Consider the following 16,597-nt stretch of genomic DNA (forward strand, 5'->3'; position numbering starts at 1 on the left):
GCTGGATCCTGGGCGCCCGGGCCACCGCATCGCGTGCCGCGGCCGCAGCGCCTCAGCCGCTAAATGATGCCACCCCGTTCAGCTGCTGTGTTTCGCGGCGCAGCTGACGCAGTACGGCGCTTCCGGCCTGATCTCCAGCCGTTCGCGCGGAATCGGGTTGCCGCACGAAGTACACCGGCCATAGGTTCCGGCCTGCAGCCGTTCGCGTGCAGCGGCAATGTTGGCCAGCGCCTTTTCCGTGCTGACCAGCAGCGCTACTTCGCGGGCCCGTTCCAGCGTGGCCGTCGAACCTTCGGGGTCGTGCTCGTCGTCGGCCGGGATGTCACGGGCCGCGGCGGTGACTTCGGCGATGTCCACGGTAAGGCGTTCCGCTTGCGCGCGGTCGGATGCCTCCCGCGCATCCAGCAGGGCAGCGAAGTGCGCCACATCGTCCTGGGTTAGCTGGCCGCTCATGCGGGCCTCCCGTCGTCGCGCAGTCCGGCGGTATCCGGACCGGAATGCCCCTAGAATACGCCGTTCCCGCAGTCGTGTGGATGATCGATGCGGAGATCGGCCCGCTGCAAGGGCTCAGCCGTTCAGTTTGCCGGCCATCCGCTCGCGCATGGCCACGCTGGCGGAGTTCAGCCCGATGATCTGCACGTTCTTGCCGTGCTGGCGATACTTCTCCGTGATCGCATCGAGCGCTGCCACGGTGGAAGCGTCCCACAGGTGGGAGGCGTGCATGTCGATGACCACCCGGTCCGGGTCCAGCGCGTAGTCGAACTGGGTGTACAGGTCGTTCGAGGACGCGAAGAACAGCTCGCCGTCGACCACATAAGTAGCCGTTTCTTCGCCGTTCAGCTCCAGCACCGTCCGCTCCACCGTCACCAAATGCGAGACCCGGTTGGCGAAGAGCACCGTGGCGGTCAGCACGCCGAGACCCACGCCGACGGCCAGGTTGTTGGTCGCTACCGTTGCGACGACGGTGACGAGCATGACGGCGGTCTCGCTCTTGGGCATCATCTTCAAGGTCGAGGGCTTGATGCTGTGCCAGTCGAACGTCGCCCAGCACACGAAGATCATCACGGCCACCAGCGCGGCCATCGGGATCAGCGCCACCACGTCGCCCAGGGCCACGACCAGGATCAGCAGGAACACGCCGGCTAGGAAAGTGGAGATTCGGGTCCGGCTCCCCGACGCCCGCACGTTGATCATGGTCTGGCCGATCATGGCGCAGCCGCCCATGCCGCCGAAGAAGCCGGTGATGATGTTCGCCGCGCCCTGCCCCCACGACTCGCGGGTCTTGGACGAACGGGTGTCGGTGATGTCGTCCACCAGCTTCGCCGTCATCAGCGATTCGAGCAGCCCCACGAAGGCCATCGCCAAGGCGTAAGGGAAGATGACCCCGAAGGTGTCCCAGGTCAGCGGCACCTGCGGAAAGAACAGCGCGGGCAGGCTGTCCGGCAGCTCGCCCTTGTCCCCCACCGTGGGCACGGTGACGGACGCAAACACCGTGATCAGCGTCAGCACCACGATCGCCACCAGAGGCGCGGGCACCACGCTGGTCAATTTCGGCAGCCCGAAAACAATCACCAGCGCCAATGCGGTCAGCGGGTACACCAGCCACGGAACCCCCAAAAGCTCGGGCACCTGCGCCAGGAAAACCAGGATGGCCAGCGCATTGACGAAACCCACCATCACCTGCCGTGGAATGAACCGCATCAACCTGGCCACGCCGAGCAGCGCCAGCAACACCTGAAACACGCCGGCCAGGATCACGGCGGCCACCAGATAGTCCAGGCCGTGGCTGTCCACCAGCGGAGCGATCACCAACGCCACCGCGCCGGTGGCCGCGGAGATCATCGCCGGCCGGCCGCCCAGGAAGGCAATCGACACCGCCATGGTGAAGGAGGCAAACAACCCGATGCGCGGGTCCACGCCGGCGATGACGGAGAACGCAATGGCCTCCGGGATCAGGGCCAGCGCAACCACCAGTCCGCCGAGCACTTCGGTCTTCAGCAGCCGCGGCGATTTGAGCGTCCGCAGGACGGACTGTCGCTCCTCGGGCGTCAACTCCGGCTGGGCGGTCGTGGTGGGCACCAGTGGGCTCCGATCTTCTTGCGGGGGGACCGATCAATCCTACCGGCGGCCCCCGGCGGTCAGGGCATGCATCCCCCTGCCGCTGCCGCACCGCCAGCGGTACGCTCGGTGCAGGAGGTACCGCCATGGCAGCCGAACTCCAGACCGACGTGCTGATCATCGGGGCCGGCCCCACCGGCCTCATGCTCGCCAATTGGCTGGCCAAGCTGGACATCAAGCACATCATCGCCGACGGCAAATCGGGCCCCACCCGGGAATCGCGGGCCTTGGGCGTGCAAGCGCGCAGCATGGAAATCTACGACCAACTGGACCTCGCCGGGACCGTTGTGGCCGAAGGAAACCTGGCGGAGGCCATCATCATCGGATTCGGGCCGAGGCCCCGGGGCCGGATCCCGCTGGGCCGAATGGGCCGCGGCATCACGCCGTTCCCGGGCATCATGTTCTACGAACAGAGCAAGAACGAACAGTTGCTGCTGCGGAATCTGAACGCACTCGGCGGCGAAGTGCTCTGGGAATGCCGGCTGGCCGAACTGGACCTGGTGGACGGCGGCGCGCACCCGGACCATCCCGTCCGGGCCAAACTGGCGGGCCCGGCCGGCGAGGCCTCGGTCCGCGCCCGCTACTGCGTCGGGGCGGACGGAGCCTCGTCGACCGTGCGCGCCGGCCGCGGCATCGCCTTCGAAGGCTCCACCAGCCCGCACACCTTCTTCGTCTGCGACGCCACCGACGTCCACGGCCTGTCCCATGACTCGGTCAATATCCGCGCCGGCATCGACGAATTCCTGTTGGGTTTCCCCATGACGGGTTCCGGCCACGAGCGGCTCATCGGCGTGGTCAGCGACGCCTCGGCCGCCATTCAGGGACAGAACAACGACGGCGGTGCGGACGTTTCGGAGGAGGCCATAAGGGAGCGTCTGGCCCGGAAATTCGACGTCGGCTACGGCGGCTCGAACTGGTTCTCCACCTACCGTGTGCATCACCGGATCGCCGGGCAGTTCCGCGACGGCCCGGTATTCCTCGCCGGGGACGCCGCGCACGTCCACTCCCCCGTGGGCGCGCAGGGCATGAACACCGGGCTGCAGGACGCCCACAACCTGGCGTTCAAGTTCGCCGATGTGCTGAGCGGCCGGGCCGCGGACTCCTATCTGGACCGCTACCAGGCCGAACGGCGGCCGGTCGCGGTGCGGCTGCTGCAGACCACGGACCGGGTGTTCGGGTTCGTCACGTCAACCGCGCCCTGGGCCATCGCCGCCCGGAAGTGGGTGCTGCAGTTCCTCATCCCGGTGGCCACACGCGTAGTGCCGCGGACCTCGGGTGCCTCCCGCATGTTCGGCTACGTGTCGCAGACCCGGATCCACTACTGGATGGACGCGGACGCGAAGGAAGCGGCCGGAGGCCGGCGCGGCAAGGTCGTCGGGCGGCGGCTGCCATACGCGGGCAGCAACTTCGATACGCTGCGCAGCCTGCAGTGGCAGGTGCACTCATACGGTGAGCCGGGCCCCGCCGTCGTCAATCATGTCCAGTCAGCGCTGGGGCTGGCCATGCACGTGCTGCCTCGCGCCGGGAACACCACGCTGGATCCGGAGCAACTGTACTTGGTGCGGCCGGACGGATTTGTTGCGGCCCAGGCGGCGCCCAGCTACGCCGTGTCGACGTTCGCCCAGGCGCTGCGGCGCGGGCGCCGGTCTGCCAAAGTCTGATCCGTAGTCCCGCCGCGGGCCGAACAGTCGAAAGGAATGAAGATGGCGCTCTATCTATCGAAGTTCAGCTACACCCCGGAGGCCTGGGCCAGAATGGTCAACAACCCCGAGGACCGGCGGAAGGCCGCCAAGGCCTACATCGAATCCGTCGGAGGGAAGCTTCACGGCTTCTGGTACGCCTTCGGCGCGCACGACGGCTACACCGTCTGGGAGGCCCCAAACAACGTGTCCATGGCCGCAGTGGCGCTGGCCATCAGCGGAGGCGGCGCCATGAGCTCCTTCGAAACCACACTGCTGCTGACCGTCGACGACACCATCGATGCCTTACGCATGGCCGGAGAAGTCCGGTACCGGGCTCCCGGCACCGGAGGCACCGGCTAGACCTCCACGCCTTTGGGAACCACCATCATCGGGCACACTCCGTGGTGCAGCACGGCCTGGCTCACCGAGCCGAGCAACAGGCCCGGAAAGCCGCCGTGGCCGCGCGTGCCCAGCACCATCAATTCGGCGGTGCGGGTGGCGTGGATCAGGACCAGGGCAGGTTTATCCAGATAAAAATTCCAGCTGGCATCCAGCTCCGGAAACCGGCCCCGGACCTCGCCCAGCGCAGCGTCCAGTTCGGCGGTGACTTCCTCGCGGAACCGCTGCGCCCCTGCCACATTGTCCAGCCAGAGCGAATCGCGGTAGAACGGTGCCCGGGCGGACAGCATCCGCAGCGGGATGGCGTGCCGGCCGGCTATTTCGGCGGCCGCCCACAAGGCCGGATTGGAACTGCCCGCAGCATCAACGCCCACCACCACCTGTCCGGCGTAGCTGAACTTTTCGCAGGGGTCCGGCGGATGCAACCCCTGGTCCGTTCCGCCCTGCGGCGACGGGACCAGCCACGGCACCGGGCCGCCGGGCAGCGCCGCAGCGGCGTCGTCGGAGACTTCAGCCGCCGTCGTCCCGGGCGTCCACCGCTCCGGCACCACCACCGTGGGACACTCCCCATGCGCCGCCAGCCCCGAGGAGACACTGCCCAACAGCCGGCCTGCGAAACCGCCGCGGCCGCGTTTGCCCACCACGGCCAGCCCTGCCGATGCAGTTTCGTCCACCAGCACCTCGCTCGGATCGCCGGAGACCACGTGCCCTTCCGCCCGCAGCCCCAACGCTCCCGCGCGGTCCAGCGCGGTCTGCAGCACGCCTTCCCCGCCGCGCCGAGCGGACGCCAGGTACTGGTGATCCACCTGCGGATCGTCAACACCGGCGGACGAGATCACGGTGACCAGCCGCACCGACCATCCCCGGGAACGTGCCTCGGACAGCGCCCAGTCAAGCGCCCGGCCACTGGTTTCCGAGCCGTCGAACCCCACCAGGACGACCTCTTCCATGCCCCCACCTTAGGGGAAGCCGACAGCCATGAGTAGGTGCAGCAAACCCGCGCCTACGGTGAGAGGCGGTTCTCAACGTAGACGGCAGGAAGCCCGTGTGCCTAAGCTGTGTCTTCCCCTTGGTAGACGTCGGGAATGCCGTCGCCGTCGGCGTCGACCTTCTCTTCGGCCTCGATGCGCCGGTAGTGCCGGTTGCGCGCGCGCAGCACCACGGTGGCCAGCAACGCTGCCAGCAGCGACGCCGCGAGAATCGCGACCTTGGCATGGTCGTTCTCCGGCGTACCCAGTCCGAAGCTCAGCTCCGCCACCAGCAGGGAGACAGTGAAGCCGATGCCGGCCAGGATGGAGATACCCAACAGGTCCACCCACTTCATCGATCGGTCGAGCTCCGCGCGCGTCAGCTTGCTCATCAGCCAGGTGGTCCCGACGATGCCGATAGGTTTTCCGAGCACCAAGCCGGCAATGATGCCGACCGCCGCCGGATCTCCGAGGGCCGACACAAAACCGTCAACCCCGCCGATAGCGACGCCGGCGGAGAAGAAGGCGAAGACCGGAACCGCGAAACCGGCGGACACCGGCCGGATTCGGTGTTCGAAAATCTCGGCGAGCCCCGGGCCCGCCTCCGGCCCACCGCTGGCCTGGCTGCGCACCACCGGAACGGTGAAGCCGAGCACCACACCGGCGACGGTGGCGTGGATGCCGGAGGCATGGACCAGCGCCCAAGCCACGATCCCGATCGGCAACAGAACCACCCACAGGGCAACATGGTGCTGACCGAAGAAGCGGCGGAACCGCTGCACCAGGAATGCGTAGAGGGCGATCGGAATCAGCGCCAGCAGCAGCGCAGTGGTATGGATTTCCTCGGTGTAGACGAAGGCGATAATGGCAATCGCGATCAGATCGTCCACCACCGCGAGCGTGAGCAGGAAGATGCGTAGCGCGCTGGGCAGATGCGAGCCGATGACTGCCAGGACCGCCACGGCGAAGGCGATGTCCGTTGCCGTCGGAATGGCCCAGCCGCGCAGGGTTTCGGGGCTGCCCCAGTTGATGGCGGCGTAGATGAGCGCGGGAACAACCACTCCGCCGACGGCGGCTGCAACCGGCACCATGGCCTTGCGAGGGCTGCGGAGATCCCCTGTAACGAATTCGCGTTTGAGCTCCAACCCCACCAGGAAGAAGAACACCGCCAGCAACCCGTCGGCCGCCCAGGCTCCCAGGCTTAATTCCAAGTGCCAGGGCTCGTATCCGATGGTGAAGTCGCGCAGGGCGAAGTAACTGTCCGCCGCGGGCGAGTTGGCCCAGATCAGCGCCACGACGGCGGCAGCCACCAACAGGGCGCCACCAACCGTTTCCTTTCGCAGGATTTCGCCAATTCGCAGCGCTTCGGCGTAGCTTCCGCGTCCCAACACCTTGGGCCAGGCGGACGATTCAGGACTCTTGGCCGCCATAACGGCTCCTCACAACGGGTCGACAACAGAACTTGCCGACCAGACTTCCCGGCGCACCGATTTACCACCCTACCCGTCAGACACCTCCAGCCGCACGCTAACCGGCCATCACCATGGCGAGCAGCCCGACCACGGCCGACAACACGCCAACCGAAGTAAGGATCTTGCCCAGCAGCAGCACAATCCGGCCCGGCGGCTCCGGTTCGGATACCTGCCACCGGTCGGGCCGGCGAGCGTCGTAATAGACCAGCACGTCCGAGCCGGCCGCCACATCGGCGCTTGTTCCGGCCGGAAAAACACCTTCCAGGAACCCGTGCCGGGTGTCGAACCAGCGCACGCCCCGGCGGCGTCCGTCGTCGAACGCCACGCCGTCGGCACTGTGCCACCGGATCCCCGCCAACCGCAACACCGCGGCCACCAACAGCAGCAGCACGCCCGGAACCAGGGCAGCCCACGTCAGCACTTCGGTCACCAATCCGATGGACGTGGCAAGATCTGGCATGGACAGATCGTATGCCACCCTGCGGATTCTCCGGGGAAAATTTTGCTGAACATTGCACGGCGTTCAGCCGCAGTAACGACGGCGGTGCTGCCGCCCGGTCTTCACTCCGGTCTCCACGCGCTCGCTGGCGCTCGCTTGGTCGACCACCGGACACGCTGGCGCTCGCTTGGTCGACCACCGCGTGCGCTAGGGCAAACCGAGGATGCCGGCGAACACGTCCAGATGGTGCTCGAACAGCGACCCGGGATCGGTGAAGGTTTCCCGCCCGTATTGGCCGAACACCTCGAAGTTCACCGCGCCGAAGAGCGCTGTCCAGACCAACGTGCCGCGGGCCACCAGAGCGTCCGGAGCCGCCAGACCCAACTCGGTGCGAATGGCGGCGAGGTCATGGTGAAGCGGTCCGGGCAGGGCTGCCCCATGCTGCGCGGAGCCTTGCGGCCGCGGCTCCTGCCGCACCAGCTGTTGTCCGGTACCCTCCGGATCCGCCGTGAGCGCACCGGCCCGGTAGGCGTCGTCGATAATCCTCACCAGCGCGAAGACCACCCGGATGCCGGGACCGGTGGTGCGCTCGGCCGGCGCCTGGTAACCGGGTACCGGCGACCCGAACAACAGGGCGTAGCGGGCCGGTTCGCGCAGGCCCCACTCCCGCACCGCCCTGCACAGGGCCCGGAACCTGGCCCCGGGGTTGCGGTCTCCCGCAGCCGCGACCGCTTGCTCCACGGCCTCGCCCAGTTCGTTGTAAGCCTCCACCACCAGCAGGGTCAGCAACTCGTCCCGGCTGCCCACGTAGCGATAGACCGCAGAGGACACCACGCCAAGTTCGCGGGCCACGGCGCGCAGCGATAACGCCGCGGCACCGACCTGGCTCAACTGTTCCCGGCCAATCCGGACAATGTCGTTGATGGTTTGCTCACGGGCGCGTTCGCGCGGGGTGCCTGCCATGCCCCGATCCTGCCGCACCGGAGAGAGCAGTGTCAACTTTCGAGAGCACCGCTCTTGACAAATGGATACCCCGAGGTCCACAGTAGTTGCCGAGAGCACTGCTCTCGAAGCGGCGAAGCGGCGGAGTTGCCCCTCGACGCCGCGGCGAACCCGACCTTTGGATTTGAACAGGAAGATCACCATGAGCAACCTCTACATCGTCACCGGAGCCGGCCCGGTTGGCACCACCATCGCCGAGCAACTGGCCGGGCAGGGCCACCGAGTGCGGATCCTGACCCGTTCCGGCAGCGGGCCGGACCACCCGCTGGTGGAGCGCCGGTCCGTGGATGTTTCCCAGCCGGAGGAGCTGGACGGGCTCTTCGTCGGCGCCGCAGCGATCTTCCACTGCATCCACGGCAGCGCCTACAGTACCGCCGCGTGGGAGGCCGAACTGCCGACAGCCGAGCAGAATGTCCTGGCCGCGGCCGGACGGGCCGGAGCGGTTGTGGTCTTCCCGGAGAGCCTCTACTCCTATGACCGGCCCGATCAGGTGATGACCGAAGACAGCCCGCGCCGGGCCGACGGCGGCAAGCGGGGCGTGCGCACGGCGCTGCTGGCCGGCCGGGCTGCGTCGGCCACGCCTACCGTGAGCGTGGTGGCCTCGGATTTCTTCGGCCCGCATGTGCTCAACGCGCACGCCGGCGAGCGCATGGTGCCGATGGTGCTGTCCGGCAAGACCATCCGGGTGCTGGGCAAGCCGGACCTGCCGCACTCCTTCACCTACGTCCCGGACCTGGCCGCGGCGATGATTGCCGCCGCCGGCAACCGGAAGTTATGGAATACGGTGCTGCATGCCCCCACCCTTCCGGCCGCCACGCAGCGCGGCATCGTCGAGGCCTATGCCCGGGCCGCTGGGACACCGGTTCCCAAGGTTGGCATCATCCCGGGCTGGCTGCTGCGCGGCCTGGGCACTTTCGCCGCGGGGATGCGCGAACTGGCGGAGATGACGTACCAGTTCGAGCGACCGTTCGTGATGTCCTCGGCGCAGAGCGAAGAACTGCTGGGGCTCCGGCCGACTCCGCTGGACAAGGCCGCAGCGGAGACCGTGAGCTGGTGGCGGGACCGCTTGGCGTCCCGGCAGGAAGCCGAATCTGCCGCCTGAGCCGGCCCTCCGCCGTCGTGGTTTCAGCGGATGGAGATGGTCCGCAGGTCCAGTTGCCGCAGCACCCGGTCAACGACTTCGGGATCCATGTCCGGTTCGCTGCGGGCAGCCACTACTTCCTGACGGGCGGCATTCAGGGCAATCGTCTGGGCGGTGACCAGCACCTCGCGGCCGGCCTTGCGTGACTTTGGGTGCTTGCTTCCGGCAGCGCTCATCAGGTCCGTGCCGAGCCGATGCATCCGCTGCTTGACCGCTTCCACCTTTTCCTCCGGGAAATCTACCGCTCCGCACCGGCCGCCCGCAGACCCCCATCACGGCGGGATGGGTCCTTGTGGCCAGCCGATGCCGGTGAGAAAGTGATTCCATGCCCACCGTTTCCGCCCCCGTGAGCCGTGACCTCACCGGAACTTTGCCGCTGCCCGGCGAGGCCCGGTCCGGCCAGCCGGCATCGGGCCAATCCCATGCCGCGGGCAGGCGCAACTCGTTGTACCGTCGCAGTATGGTCCCCTACTGATTCCTAGTGCGGCGCCGCCGTCGCACGGCACCGCCTGTACGCCCGCCCACCCACGTCCCACCACGGGTGGCACCAGCCCCACAGCCGGCTGGCGCCGCCCCCTTCCGGAGGTTAAATGACCAGCATGCCTGCACCACAGGACGCGTTCTACGCCGAGCCCGAGCCCGACCTCGCACCCGAGGCGGCCGTCGAGATCAACTCTCCCGCCGCCGTCGTGCGCCTCACCGAGCGCCCCGATGTGGCCAGGGTCAAGGGCGTTTACGCACTGGTCAACACCTCGCTCACGCCGCATCAGGCGATGGTGGAGGACCTGCTGTTTGTCCGCAGGGTCCTTGACCAAGCAAAGATTCCCTACCTGCTGGTGCGCGGCAACGACGCCCGGCCGGTGATGGCGGTGAACTGGGAACAGCGCGACGAGTTGCGGGCGGCCCTCGTGGCAGCCTGCGCGGACGAACCGTTCTATTCGCTGACCATGGACGCGAAGAAGAAGACCGCCCGGCTGGTGGCCGACGGTGAACTCGCCGACGGCGACCAGACGCGCGCGATCCGGCTGTACCGCCCGCGGATCGAGCCCACCGGCGGGCTGCGGTACGGCCAGGGCACCGGTGTCCAGGTGGAGCTGTGGCGCTGGGACAAGGGGCTGATCCACCTGCCGATCGAAAACTCGCTGACCCGGCGCACGCTGCCGGCCGCGGAGGCCGTCCGCGGCGAGGTGGAGCGCTACGGGCACCGCTGGCCGACCATCGAGAACATGTTCGCCGACCATGCCACGGACATCGATTTCGAGATCGACATTGTCTTTTCCTGGGTGGACGGGAACAACCGCGAGTACCAGCAGTACCGGAACAGCTTCATGGAGAACGCGGTGGTGGGCGAGGGCGACGACGCCGATGCGCGCTTCCGCCAGATCGACGAGCTGCGGTACGCGCTGCGCTCGGTCTACATGTTCGCGCCGTGGATCCGGCGCATCTTCATTTGCACCGACTCGCCGCTGCCGGACTGGCTGGACGCCGAGCACCCGGACATTCGGGTGGTGCGCAGCGAGGAGCACTTCCGCGACTCCGCCGTGCTGCCGGTCTTCAACTCGCAGGCGATCGAGGCGCAGCTGCAGCACATCGAGGGGCTGGGCGAGCACTTCCTCTACTCCAACGACGATATGTTCTTTGGCCGGCCGGTGGGCCCGGACATGTTCTTCTCCCCCGGCGGGATCACCAAGTTCGTGGAGGCCGACACCCGAATTGGTCTCGGCGACAACCACCTGGACCGCTCCGGTTTCGAGAACGCGGCCCGGGTGAACCGCAAGCTGCTGCACGACCGCTTCGGCCGGATCACCACCCGGCACTTGGAGCACTGCGCGGCGCCGCTGCGCAAATCCGTGCTGCTGGAAATGGAAGAAGAATTCGCGGACGAGTTCAAGTCCACCGCGGCAAGCCGGTTCCGCGCCAAAGACAACATCTCCGTGACCAACTCGCTGTACCACTACTACGCGCTGCTGACCGGCCGGGCGGTGACGAATCCCGGAGCCGAGGTCTTGTACGTGGACACCACCATGTACTCCGGCTTGAAGAAACTGGAGAAGCTGCTGCAGAAGCGCAACCGGGACTTCTTCTGCCTCAACGACGGCAGCTTCCCGGAGGTCCCCGCCGAGGAGCGCCAGCGCGTGGTCACCGACTTCCTGGCCCGCTACTTCCCGTTCCGCGCACCGTGGGAGAAAACGCCGGCGGCCTAGAGGTGGGCGGGGGTCCTACCCGGCCGCACGGCGTCGGGAATGACGACGCCGGCGTCCTCCAACCGCTGCCGGGTCTGGGCTGCGGTGACCTGCCGTCCGACCGGCAGCCCTCCGCGGGCCGGAACGACGGAATGGACCACCGTGTCCTCGTAGACGTGGACCATGTTGTAGGCCTGCGCTGCATCGCGGCCGCGGGTGCTGCCGGCGTCGGCGGCCAGGTCCTGGGTGTAACACGTCGCCGAGGCGACGGACACCGGGATGCCGGCGAACGTGGCGGTGGTGGAATAGTGCAGGTGGCCGGCGATGATCCCGTTAACGTCGCTGCCGCGCAGCACCTCGGCCAGTTCGGCTTGGCCGCGCAGCTCCACCAGCACCGATAGGTCCTGCACGCTGGGCACCGGCGGGTGGTGCATTGCCAGGATGGTTCCGTGCGGCGCGGGTTCGGCCAGTTCGTTGGCCAGCCACTGTAGCTGTTCGTCCTCCAGCCGGCCGTAATGGGCACCCGGAACGGTCGAGTCCAGCGTCATCACGCGCAGGCCGTTGACGTCGTACACCCGGTCCAGCGGTTCGGTGCTGGCGGGCTCGTCCAGCAGCATGGTTTTCAGCCCCGAGCGGTCGTCGTGGTTGCCCATCGCCCAGATCACTTGAGCGCCGAGGCTGACCGCCGCCGGTTCGACGATTCTCCGCAGCCTGGCGTACGCCTCCGGCTCGCCCTTGTCCGCCAGATCGCCGGTAAATACCAAGGCTTCGGGCCGGGAACCGGAGTCTTGCAGATCCTCGAAGATCTTCCCCAGTCTTGCTTCGCTGTCCACCGCCCCGTAGAGCCGGCCGTCGCCGCCCACCAAATGGGTGTCGCTGATGTGGAGTAGGAAGTGGTTGGGCCGTGGATGCTCGGCCTGACGGAGGTCCATCATCTACCTTCTGCTGCTCGCCGGACGTGTGCTGTCCGGTCCACTACAAACCATACAAACAGAAAAACGCTGAACTGTGGGTGAATTTGGCGCGGCAATTACGTATATTCGAGCTAAGTTTTTTCCACGATGCCAAAATGGGCCGCGAACAAGGGAGCGAGTTCGCCGATCTGGAACGGCGTCATGGCCGCCCCGCGCAGGCCTTCCAACCCGGCCAGTTCCCGCATCTCCAAGCCCCGCAGGTCAACATGCTTCAGCTTCGCCGCGGTCAGGTCCAGCCGACGCACCCGGCTGTCGGCAAAGGCCAACCGGTGGGCAGCAGCGCCGCCGAGATCCAGTTCGTCCAGGATGCAGCCGGTAAAAAGCACGTCCTGCAGTTCGGCACCGCGCAGGTTCACGTAGCCCAGTTTGCAGTTGCGGAACTCTACCGATTCCCACTCCGACTCGTACACCTCGGCTGAACCGAACCGTGACCCGTCAACCACCACCCGGCGGAACTGCGAGCGGGGCGCACTGAACACCGGGGCATTCAGCCGCTCGATGGCGACGTCCACGAAGCCGGCGGACCGCAGGTCGGCTCCGTCGACCGAGACATCGTGGAAGGTGCATTCCCTGAACGAGACACCGGCCAGGCGCCGGCCGTCCAGCTCATCGCCGACAAACCGCAGGCCTGCCACTCGCCCCTCCGGCACCAAGCCCGACGCATCGCCGTCGGTCATCTGCCCCAGGTCCGGGGCATCGATACGCGGTGTGAAATCGGCGGGCCTAGCCATCTTCGGAGCATATCGGAGAAGCCGCTGACCCGGAGGCTGGCCGGGACATTGGCGGAGGCGGCCGGCCGGCATTCACGCCCTTCTTCTCTGCGCTGGGTGAAGAACAGGTGCGCTCACCGCCAAACCCGTGTTCGATGGGCACCATGCAGATTCTCATCCTGGGCGGTACCGCCTGGTTAGGACATGAAATCGCCGCCGAAGCACTGCGCCGCGGCCACCAGGTCACCTGCCTGGCCCGCGGGACCTCCGGGTCGGTTCCGGCCGGCGCGCGGCTGGTCCGTGCCGACCGCGATACCCCGGACGGCCTGGGTGCCGTCGCGGAACAGCACTGGGACGCCGTGCTCGATGTCTCCCGTCAGCCAGGCCAGGTCCGCCGGGCCGTGGCTGCATTGGCCGGCACGGCGGAGCATTTCACCTTCGTGTCCTCCTGCAGCGTCTACGCCGACCATGGAAGCCCGGGCGCGGACGAAACCGCCGGGTTGCTGCCGCCCCTGGAGTCCGACGTGATGACCTCCCCGGACGTGTACGGCGCGGCCAAGGTCGCGTGCGAGAACGCGGCCCGGAACACGTTCGGACCCGACCGCTGCCTGATTGTCCGGCCGGGCCTGATCGCCGGCCCCGGCGACAGCACCGACCGCACCGGCTACTGGCCGCTGCGTTTCGCCCGGCCCGCGGCCGACGACGGCGCCGTCCTCGTCCCCGAGGCCCCGGGCTTGGCCGCCCAGGTCGTCGACGCCCGCGACCTCGCTGCCTGGCTGATCACCTCAGCGGAACAGCGGCTGACGGGCGAGTTCAATGCCGTGGGCGCCGTACTGGCGTTGGCCGAGCATCTGGAGATCGCCCGCGGCGTTGCGGGGCATACCGGTCCGGTCTTCGTGCTGGACCAGCAAGAATTGGCCGCTGCCGACGTCAACCCCTGGGCCGGCGAGCGGTCCCTGCCGCTCTGGCTGCCGCTGCCCGACTTCGCCGGCTTCATGTCCCGCAGCAACGCCGCCGCCAAAGCGGCCGGCTTGGCCCTGCGTCCGCTGGCAGAGACGCTGGCCGACACGCTGGCCTGGGAACTGGCGACCGGACCCGACCGCCCGCGCAACGCCGGACTGACATCGGATGAGGAGCGCCGACTGCTGACCATCGCGCACCCTCGCGCGTGAGGGACTGACCCTTGAGACGTCGCGCCGGCGGTTGTAGCGTGACAGGACAGCAGGCCGACAGGCCCGCCGCTTCCAAGGAGGCTGCCGTGACGATTCCCCCGCCGCCGGATCCCACGCCCGACCCGAACGAGCCCCGGCCCAACCCGCCGTTCCCGCCAGAACCGAACCCGGATCCGATGGCGCCGCCGGAGCCGAATCCGGATCCCTTTGCGCCGCCGGACCCCGGGCCGGGCCCTTTCCCCGATCCCGGGCCGATGGTTCCGCCGCGCGGGCCCTAGGCTTTGGTCAGCCGCGCCGAAGAACCCCGGCTCCGCGCTGCTTGCCCGCGGCGACATCTGGCAACACAGCGGGGACGCAAACGGCGGACCGCCATAGAATGAGCGGGTGACCGCTACCTTTCGGGCCGCATGAGTTCGCGCCTGCACAGCCTCGTCATCGAGACGCTCGGCAAGCGTATTGTCTCGGGGGAACTGACGGCCGGTGCCACCACGCATTCCGAGCACTTCGAGTCCGAGCTCGGGGTCTCGCGCTCTGTGATGCGCGAGGCCGTGCGCGTACTACAATCGCTGGGCTTGGTGGAGTCGGTCAAGCGGATCGGAATCCGCGTGCTGCCGCCCGAACGGTGGAACAAGTTCGACCCGTCGGTCATCCGCTGGCGGCTGGCCGCCGACGGTAAGGGCGTCCAGTTGCGCTCGCTCACGGAACTGCGCTCCGCCGTCGAACCCGCTGCCGCCGAACTCGCAGCACAGCATTCCCCGGAGGAGATGTCCGCAGAGCTCATGGCCATCGCCGCAAAGATGCGCGCGGTGGGCCGGGCCGGCGATCTGCAGCACTTCCTGGAGCTGGACATCCAGTACCACGCGCTGGTCTTGGCGGCCTCCGGCAACGAGATGTTCGCGCAGATGCACTCGATGATCGCCGAAGTACTGCGCGGCCGGACCGATTACGGGCTGATGCCCACGCACCCTCACGAAGAAGCGCTGCAGCTGCACGTGGACGTCGCGAACGCCATCCAGTCCGGCCGGCCCGAAGCTGCCCGGCAGGCGATGGACCAGATCATGCGCCGGACCATCGAGGAGGTCCGCAGCGTCTGGGAGGACGAGCCCCGGCTGTTCGAAGAGGCCGACGCGTAGGCTTCCATTCCCTGCATCGAATATTCAACAGGCGCCCTTCTCGCGTGCGAAAAGGGCGCCTGTTCAATAGTGATCCCGGGCAGGATCCGGCCACAGTTTCCCGGCCGGCGCGGCGGCTACTCTGCGTCGTTGAAGCGCAGCAGCACCTTGCCGCTCTGCGACGAATCGCGCGCCATCCCGAACGCCTCCAGCGCGTCGGCCGCGGCGTATTCATGGGTCATCACCGGATCCGCATAGAGCGACCCGTCGGCCAGTGCCGCGATGACCTCGTCGATCTCGTCGTTGAAGCGGAAGGAGCCCACCAGCTCCAGCTCGCGGGTGATGGCCAGCGAAATCAGCGCCGGCTGCTCCCCCGATGGCAGCAGCCCCACCATCACCACACGGCCGCCGCGGGCAGCGCCGCGCACTGCCGACGCCAGTCCGTAGTGGTTGCCGGAAGACTCCAGGCAGACGTCCGCCTCGACCGCGGCGATCGCCTCGGCGTCGGTGGCCATCAGCGTCCGGCTCGCGCCGACGTCGCGGGCGATCTCCAGCGGCTTCTCGTGCATGTCGACGGCAACAATCTCGGCCGCACCGGCCCGCTTCAGCACGGCGATGATCAGCGCGCCGATCGGGCCGGAGCCGATCACCAGCACCCGCTTGCCGGCCACGTCTCCGGCCCGCGAGACCGCATGCCAGGCCACGCTGGCAGGCTCCACCAAGGCGGCCCGGCGCAGCGTCAGGCTTTCCGGCAGCTCGCGCAGCATCCGGGTGGGCAAATTGATGTAGCGCGCGAACGCTCCCTCGGTGTGCGGGAAACGCGCGGCGCTGCCCAGGTAGGTGCAGCCCGGGGACAGGTTGGGGCGGTCGGACGGGTACTTGGAGCCGTCCCCCGGACCGGGCGTTGCCGGGTGCACGGCCACCGCGGTGCCCGCTGCCGGGCCGCTGCCGTCGGCCGCGGCTGCCGCCACGGTGCCCACCACCTCATGGCCCAAAAGCATCGGCGCTTTCAGGATGGATTCGCCGGCTGCGCCGTGCTGCCAGTAGTGCAGGTCGGAGCCGCAGATCCCGCCGTACGCAATTTCCACCACTGCCTCGTCCGGCCGGGCGGGCGCCAGCGCCACCGGTTCAACCCGCAGGTCTCCGGCCGCGTGGGCCACAACGCCAAGGGACTGCGTGGGAAGGGTTGTCATGGGAACTGCCTTTCAATCTGAAAAAGTACGAC

The 16,597-nt window shown here is 67.9% G+C and carries 17 protein-coding genes; 7 read left to right on the forward strand and 10 right to left on the reverse strand.

Going from position 1 to position 16,597, the window contains the following annotated elements:
* Positions 1–78: 78 nt before the first annotated feature.
* Both MNQ99_RS14485 and MNQ99_RS14490 read right to left on the reverse strand, forming a co-directional pair.
* On the reverse strand, positions 79–453 hold the full coding sequence (locus tag MNQ99_RS14485; RefSeq protein ID WP_241913415.1) for a TraR/DksA family transcriptional regulator: 375 nt from the start codon (positions 451–453) through the stop codon (positions 79–81).
* Positions 454–567: 114 nt separating this feature from the next.
* The gene (locus MNQ99_RS14490; RefSeq protein ID WP_241913416.1) at positions 568–2,079 is read right to left on the reverse strand and encodes a SulP family inorganic anion transporter; all 1,512 of its coding nucleotides are present in this window, start codon (positions 2,077–2,079) and stop codon (positions 568–570) included.
* Positions 2,080–2,204: 125 nt separating this feature from the next.
* Here MNQ99_RS14490 and MNQ99_RS14495 point away from each other — a divergent pair, with 125 nt between their 5' ends.
* Positions 2,205–3,779 carry an FAD-dependent monooxygenase gene (locus MNQ99_RS14495; protein WP_241913417.1) on the forward strand — a complete coding sequence of 525 codons (1,575 nt, stop codon included), beginning with the start codon at positions 2,205–2,207 and terminating at the stop codon, positions 3,777–3,779.
* 42 nt (positions 3,780–3,821) lie between these two features.
* Entirely contained in the window at positions 3,822–4,160 is a 339-nt protein-coding gene (locus MNQ99_RS14500) for a GYD domain-containing protein (protein ID WP_127512064.1), read from the forward strand.
* Here MNQ99_RS14500 and MNQ99_RS14505 read toward each other — a convergent pair.
* The 4 genes from MNQ99_RS14505 to MNQ99_RS14520 form a co-directional block, all read right to left on the reverse strand.
* The gene (locus MNQ99_RS14505; protein WP_241913418.1) at positions 4,157–5,149 is read right to left on the reverse strand and encodes a universal stress protein; all 993 of its coding nucleotides are present in this window, start codon (positions 5,147–5,149) and stop codon (positions 4,157–4,159) included. The genes MNQ99_RS14500 and MNQ99_RS14505 overlap by 4 nt on opposite strands.
* A 101-nt stretch (positions 5,150–5,250) precedes the next feature.
* Positions 5,251–6,597: a Na+/H+ antiporter NhaA gene (nhaA, locus tag MNQ99_RS14510; RefSeq protein ID WP_241913419.1), complete on the reverse strand. Its 1,347-nt coding sequence runs from the start codon at positions 6,595–6,597 to the stop codon at positions 5,251–5,253.
* A 97-nt stretch (positions 6,598–6,694) separates the two neighbouring features.
* Positions 6,695–7,099, reverse strand: coding sequence for a hypothetical protein (locus tag MNQ99_RS14515; RefSeq protein ID WP_241913420.1), 405 nt, complete (start codon positions 7,097–7,099; stop codon positions 6,695–6,697).
* Positions 7,100–7,285: 186 nt separating this feature from the next.
* Complete coding sequence (locus MNQ99_RS14520) at positions 7,286–8,041, reverse strand: TetR/AcrR family transcriptional regulator (RefSeq protein ID WP_241913421.1); 756 nt, start codon at positions 8,039–8,041, stop codon at positions 7,286–7,288.
* A gap of 181 nt (positions 8,042–8,222) precedes the next feature.
* Between MNQ99_RS14520 and MNQ99_RS14525 the strand changes: the two genes are divergently transcribed.
* Positions 8,223–9,182 carry an NAD-dependent epimerase/dehydratase family protein gene (locus tag MNQ99_RS14525; protein WP_241913422.1) on the forward strand — a complete coding sequence of 320 codons (960 nt, stop codon included), beginning with the start codon at positions 8,223–8,225 and terminating at the stop codon, positions 9,180–9,182.
* Between the two features lie 23 nt (positions 9,183–9,205).
* On the opposite strand, the gene MNQ99_RS14530 is transcribed toward MNQ99_RS14525, so the two are convergent.
* Positions 9,206–9,442 carry a hypothetical protein gene (locus MNQ99_RS14530; RefSeq protein ID WP_241913423.1) on the reverse strand — a complete coding sequence of 79 codons (237 nt, stop codon included), beginning with the start codon at positions 9,440–9,442 and terminating at the stop codon, positions 9,206–9,208.
* 378 nt (positions 9,443–9,820) lie between these two features.
* Here MNQ99_RS14530 and MNQ99_RS14535 point away from each other — a divergent pair, with 378 nt between their 5' ends.
* Positions 9,821–11,425 (forward strand): stealth conserved region 3 domain-containing protein, encoded by a 1,605-nt coding sequence (locus MNQ99_RS14535; protein ID WP_241913424.1) that lies wholly within the window; start codon positions 9,821–9,823, stop codon positions 11,423–11,425.
* Here the strand turns inward: MNQ99_RS14535 and MNQ99_RS14540 are convergent.
* Positions 11,422–12,336 carry a phosphodiesterase gene (locus MNQ99_RS14540; protein WP_277883634.1) on the reverse strand — a complete coding sequence of 305 codons (915 nt, stop codon included), beginning with the start codon at positions 12,334–12,336 and terminating at the stop codon, positions 11,422–11,424. The two genes, MNQ99_RS14535 and MNQ99_RS14540, sit on opposite strands and share 4 nt — an antisense overlap.
* 113 nt (positions 12,337–12,449) lie before the next feature.
* A complete protein-coding gene (locus tag MNQ99_RS14545) occupies positions 12,450–13,109 on the reverse strand; it encodes a pentapeptide repeat-containing protein (RefSeq protein WP_241913426.1) in 660 nt (219 codons plus the stop codon).
* Positions 13,110–13,252: 143 nt separating this feature from the next.
* Between MNQ99_RS14545 and MNQ99_RS14550 the strand changes: the two genes are divergently transcribed.
* The 3 genes from MNQ99_RS14550 to MNQ99_RS14560 all read left to right on the forward strand — a co-directional run bounded on the left by MNQ99_RS14550 (position 13,253) and on the right by MNQ99_RS14560 (position 15,393).
* Complete coding sequence (locus MNQ99_RS14550; protein ID WP_241913427.1) at positions 13,253–14,260, forward strand: NAD-dependent epimerase/dehydratase family protein; 1,008 nt, start codon at positions 13,253–13,255, stop codon at positions 14,258–14,260.
* An 86-nt stretch (positions 14,261–14,346) separates the two neighbouring features.
* Positions 14,347–14,538: a hypothetical protein gene (locus tag MNQ99_RS14555; protein WP_127512074.1), complete on the forward strand. Its 192-nt coding sequence runs from the start codon at positions 14,347–14,349 to the stop codon at positions 14,536–14,538.
* A 129-nt stretch (positions 14,539–14,667) separates the two neighbouring features.
* Positions 14,668–15,393, forward strand: a complete 726-nt coding sequence (locus MNQ99_RS14560) for a FadR/GntR family transcriptional regulator (protein WP_241913428.1) — start codon at positions 14,668–14,670, stop codon at positions 15,391–15,393.
* 116 nt (positions 15,394–15,509) lie between these two features.
* Here the strand turns inward: MNQ99_RS14560 and MNQ99_RS14565 are convergent, their stop codons facing one another.
* Positions 15,510–16,565, reverse strand: a complete 1,056-nt coding sequence (locus tag MNQ99_RS14565) for an L-idonate 5-dehydrogenase (RefSeq protein WP_241913429.1) — start codon at positions 16,563–16,565, stop codon at positions 15,510–15,512.
* Positions 16,566–16,597 lie beyond the last annotated feature (32 nt).

The organism is Arthrobacter sulfonylureivorans, from assembly GCF_022637435.1.
Classification (GTDB): Bacteria; Actinomycetota; Actinomycetes; order Actinomycetales; family Micrococcaceae; genus Crystallibacter; species Crystallibacter sulfonylureivorans.

Bases quoted from the DNA above. Each gene is read 5' to 3' on its own strand.
- MNQ99_RS14545 (WP_241913426.1), bottom strand. From the start codon at position 13,109: ATGGCTAGGCCCGCCGATTTCACACCGCGTATCGATGCCCCGGACCTG.
- MNQ99_RS14520 (WP_241913421.1), bottom strand. From the start codon at position 8,041: ATGGCAGGCACCCCGCGCGAACGCGCCCGTGAGCAAACCATCAACGAC.
- MNQ99_RS14550 (WP_241913427.1), top strand. From the start codon at position 13,253: ATGCAGATTCTCATCCTGGGCGGTACCGCCTGGTTAGGACATGAAATC.
- MNQ99_RS14525 (WP_241913422.1), top strand. From the start codon at position 8,223: ATGAGCAACCTCTACATCGTCACCGGAGCCGGCCCGGTTGGCACCACC.
- MNQ99_RS14560 (WP_241913428.1), top strand. From the start codon at position 14,668: ATGAGTTCGCGCCTGCACAGCCTCGTCATCGAGACGCTCGGCAAGCGT.
- MNQ99_RS14495 (WP_241913417.1), top strand. From the start codon at position 2,205: ATGGCAGCCGAACTCCAGACCGACGTGCTGATCATCGGGGCCGGCCCC.
- MNQ99_RS14565 (WP_241913429.1), bottom strand. From the start codon at position 16,565: ATGACAACCCTTCCCACGCAGTCCCTTGGCGTTGTGGCCCACGCGGCC.
- nhaA (WP_241913419.1), bottom strand. From the start codon at position 6,597: ATGGCGGCCAAGAGTCCTGAATCGTCCGCCTGGCCCAAGGTGTTGGGA.
- MNQ99_RS14515 (WP_241913420.1), bottom strand. From the start codon at position 7,099: ATGCCAGATCTTGCCACGTCCATCGGATTGGTGACCGAAGTGCTGACG.
- MNQ99_RS14535 (WP_241913424.1), top strand. From the start codon at position 9,821: ATGCCTGCACCACAGGACGCGTTCTACGCCGAGCCCGAGCCCGACCTC.
- MNQ99_RS14485 (WP_241913415.1), bottom strand. From the start codon at position 453: ATGAGCGGCCAGCTAACCCAGGACGATGTGGCGCACTTCGCTGCCCTG.
- MNQ99_RS14505 (WP_241913418.1), bottom strand. From the start codon at position 5,149: ATGGAAGAGGTCGTCCTGGTGGGGTTCGACGGCTCGGAAACCAGTGGC.
- MNQ99_RS14540 (WP_277883634.1), bottom strand. From the start codon at position 12,336: ATGGACCTCCGTCAGGCCGAGCATCCACGGCCCAACCACTTCCTACTC.
- MNQ99_RS14500 (WP_127512064.1), top strand. From the start codon at position 3,822: ATGGCGCTCTATCTATCGAAGTTCAGCTACACCCCGGAGGCCTGGGCC.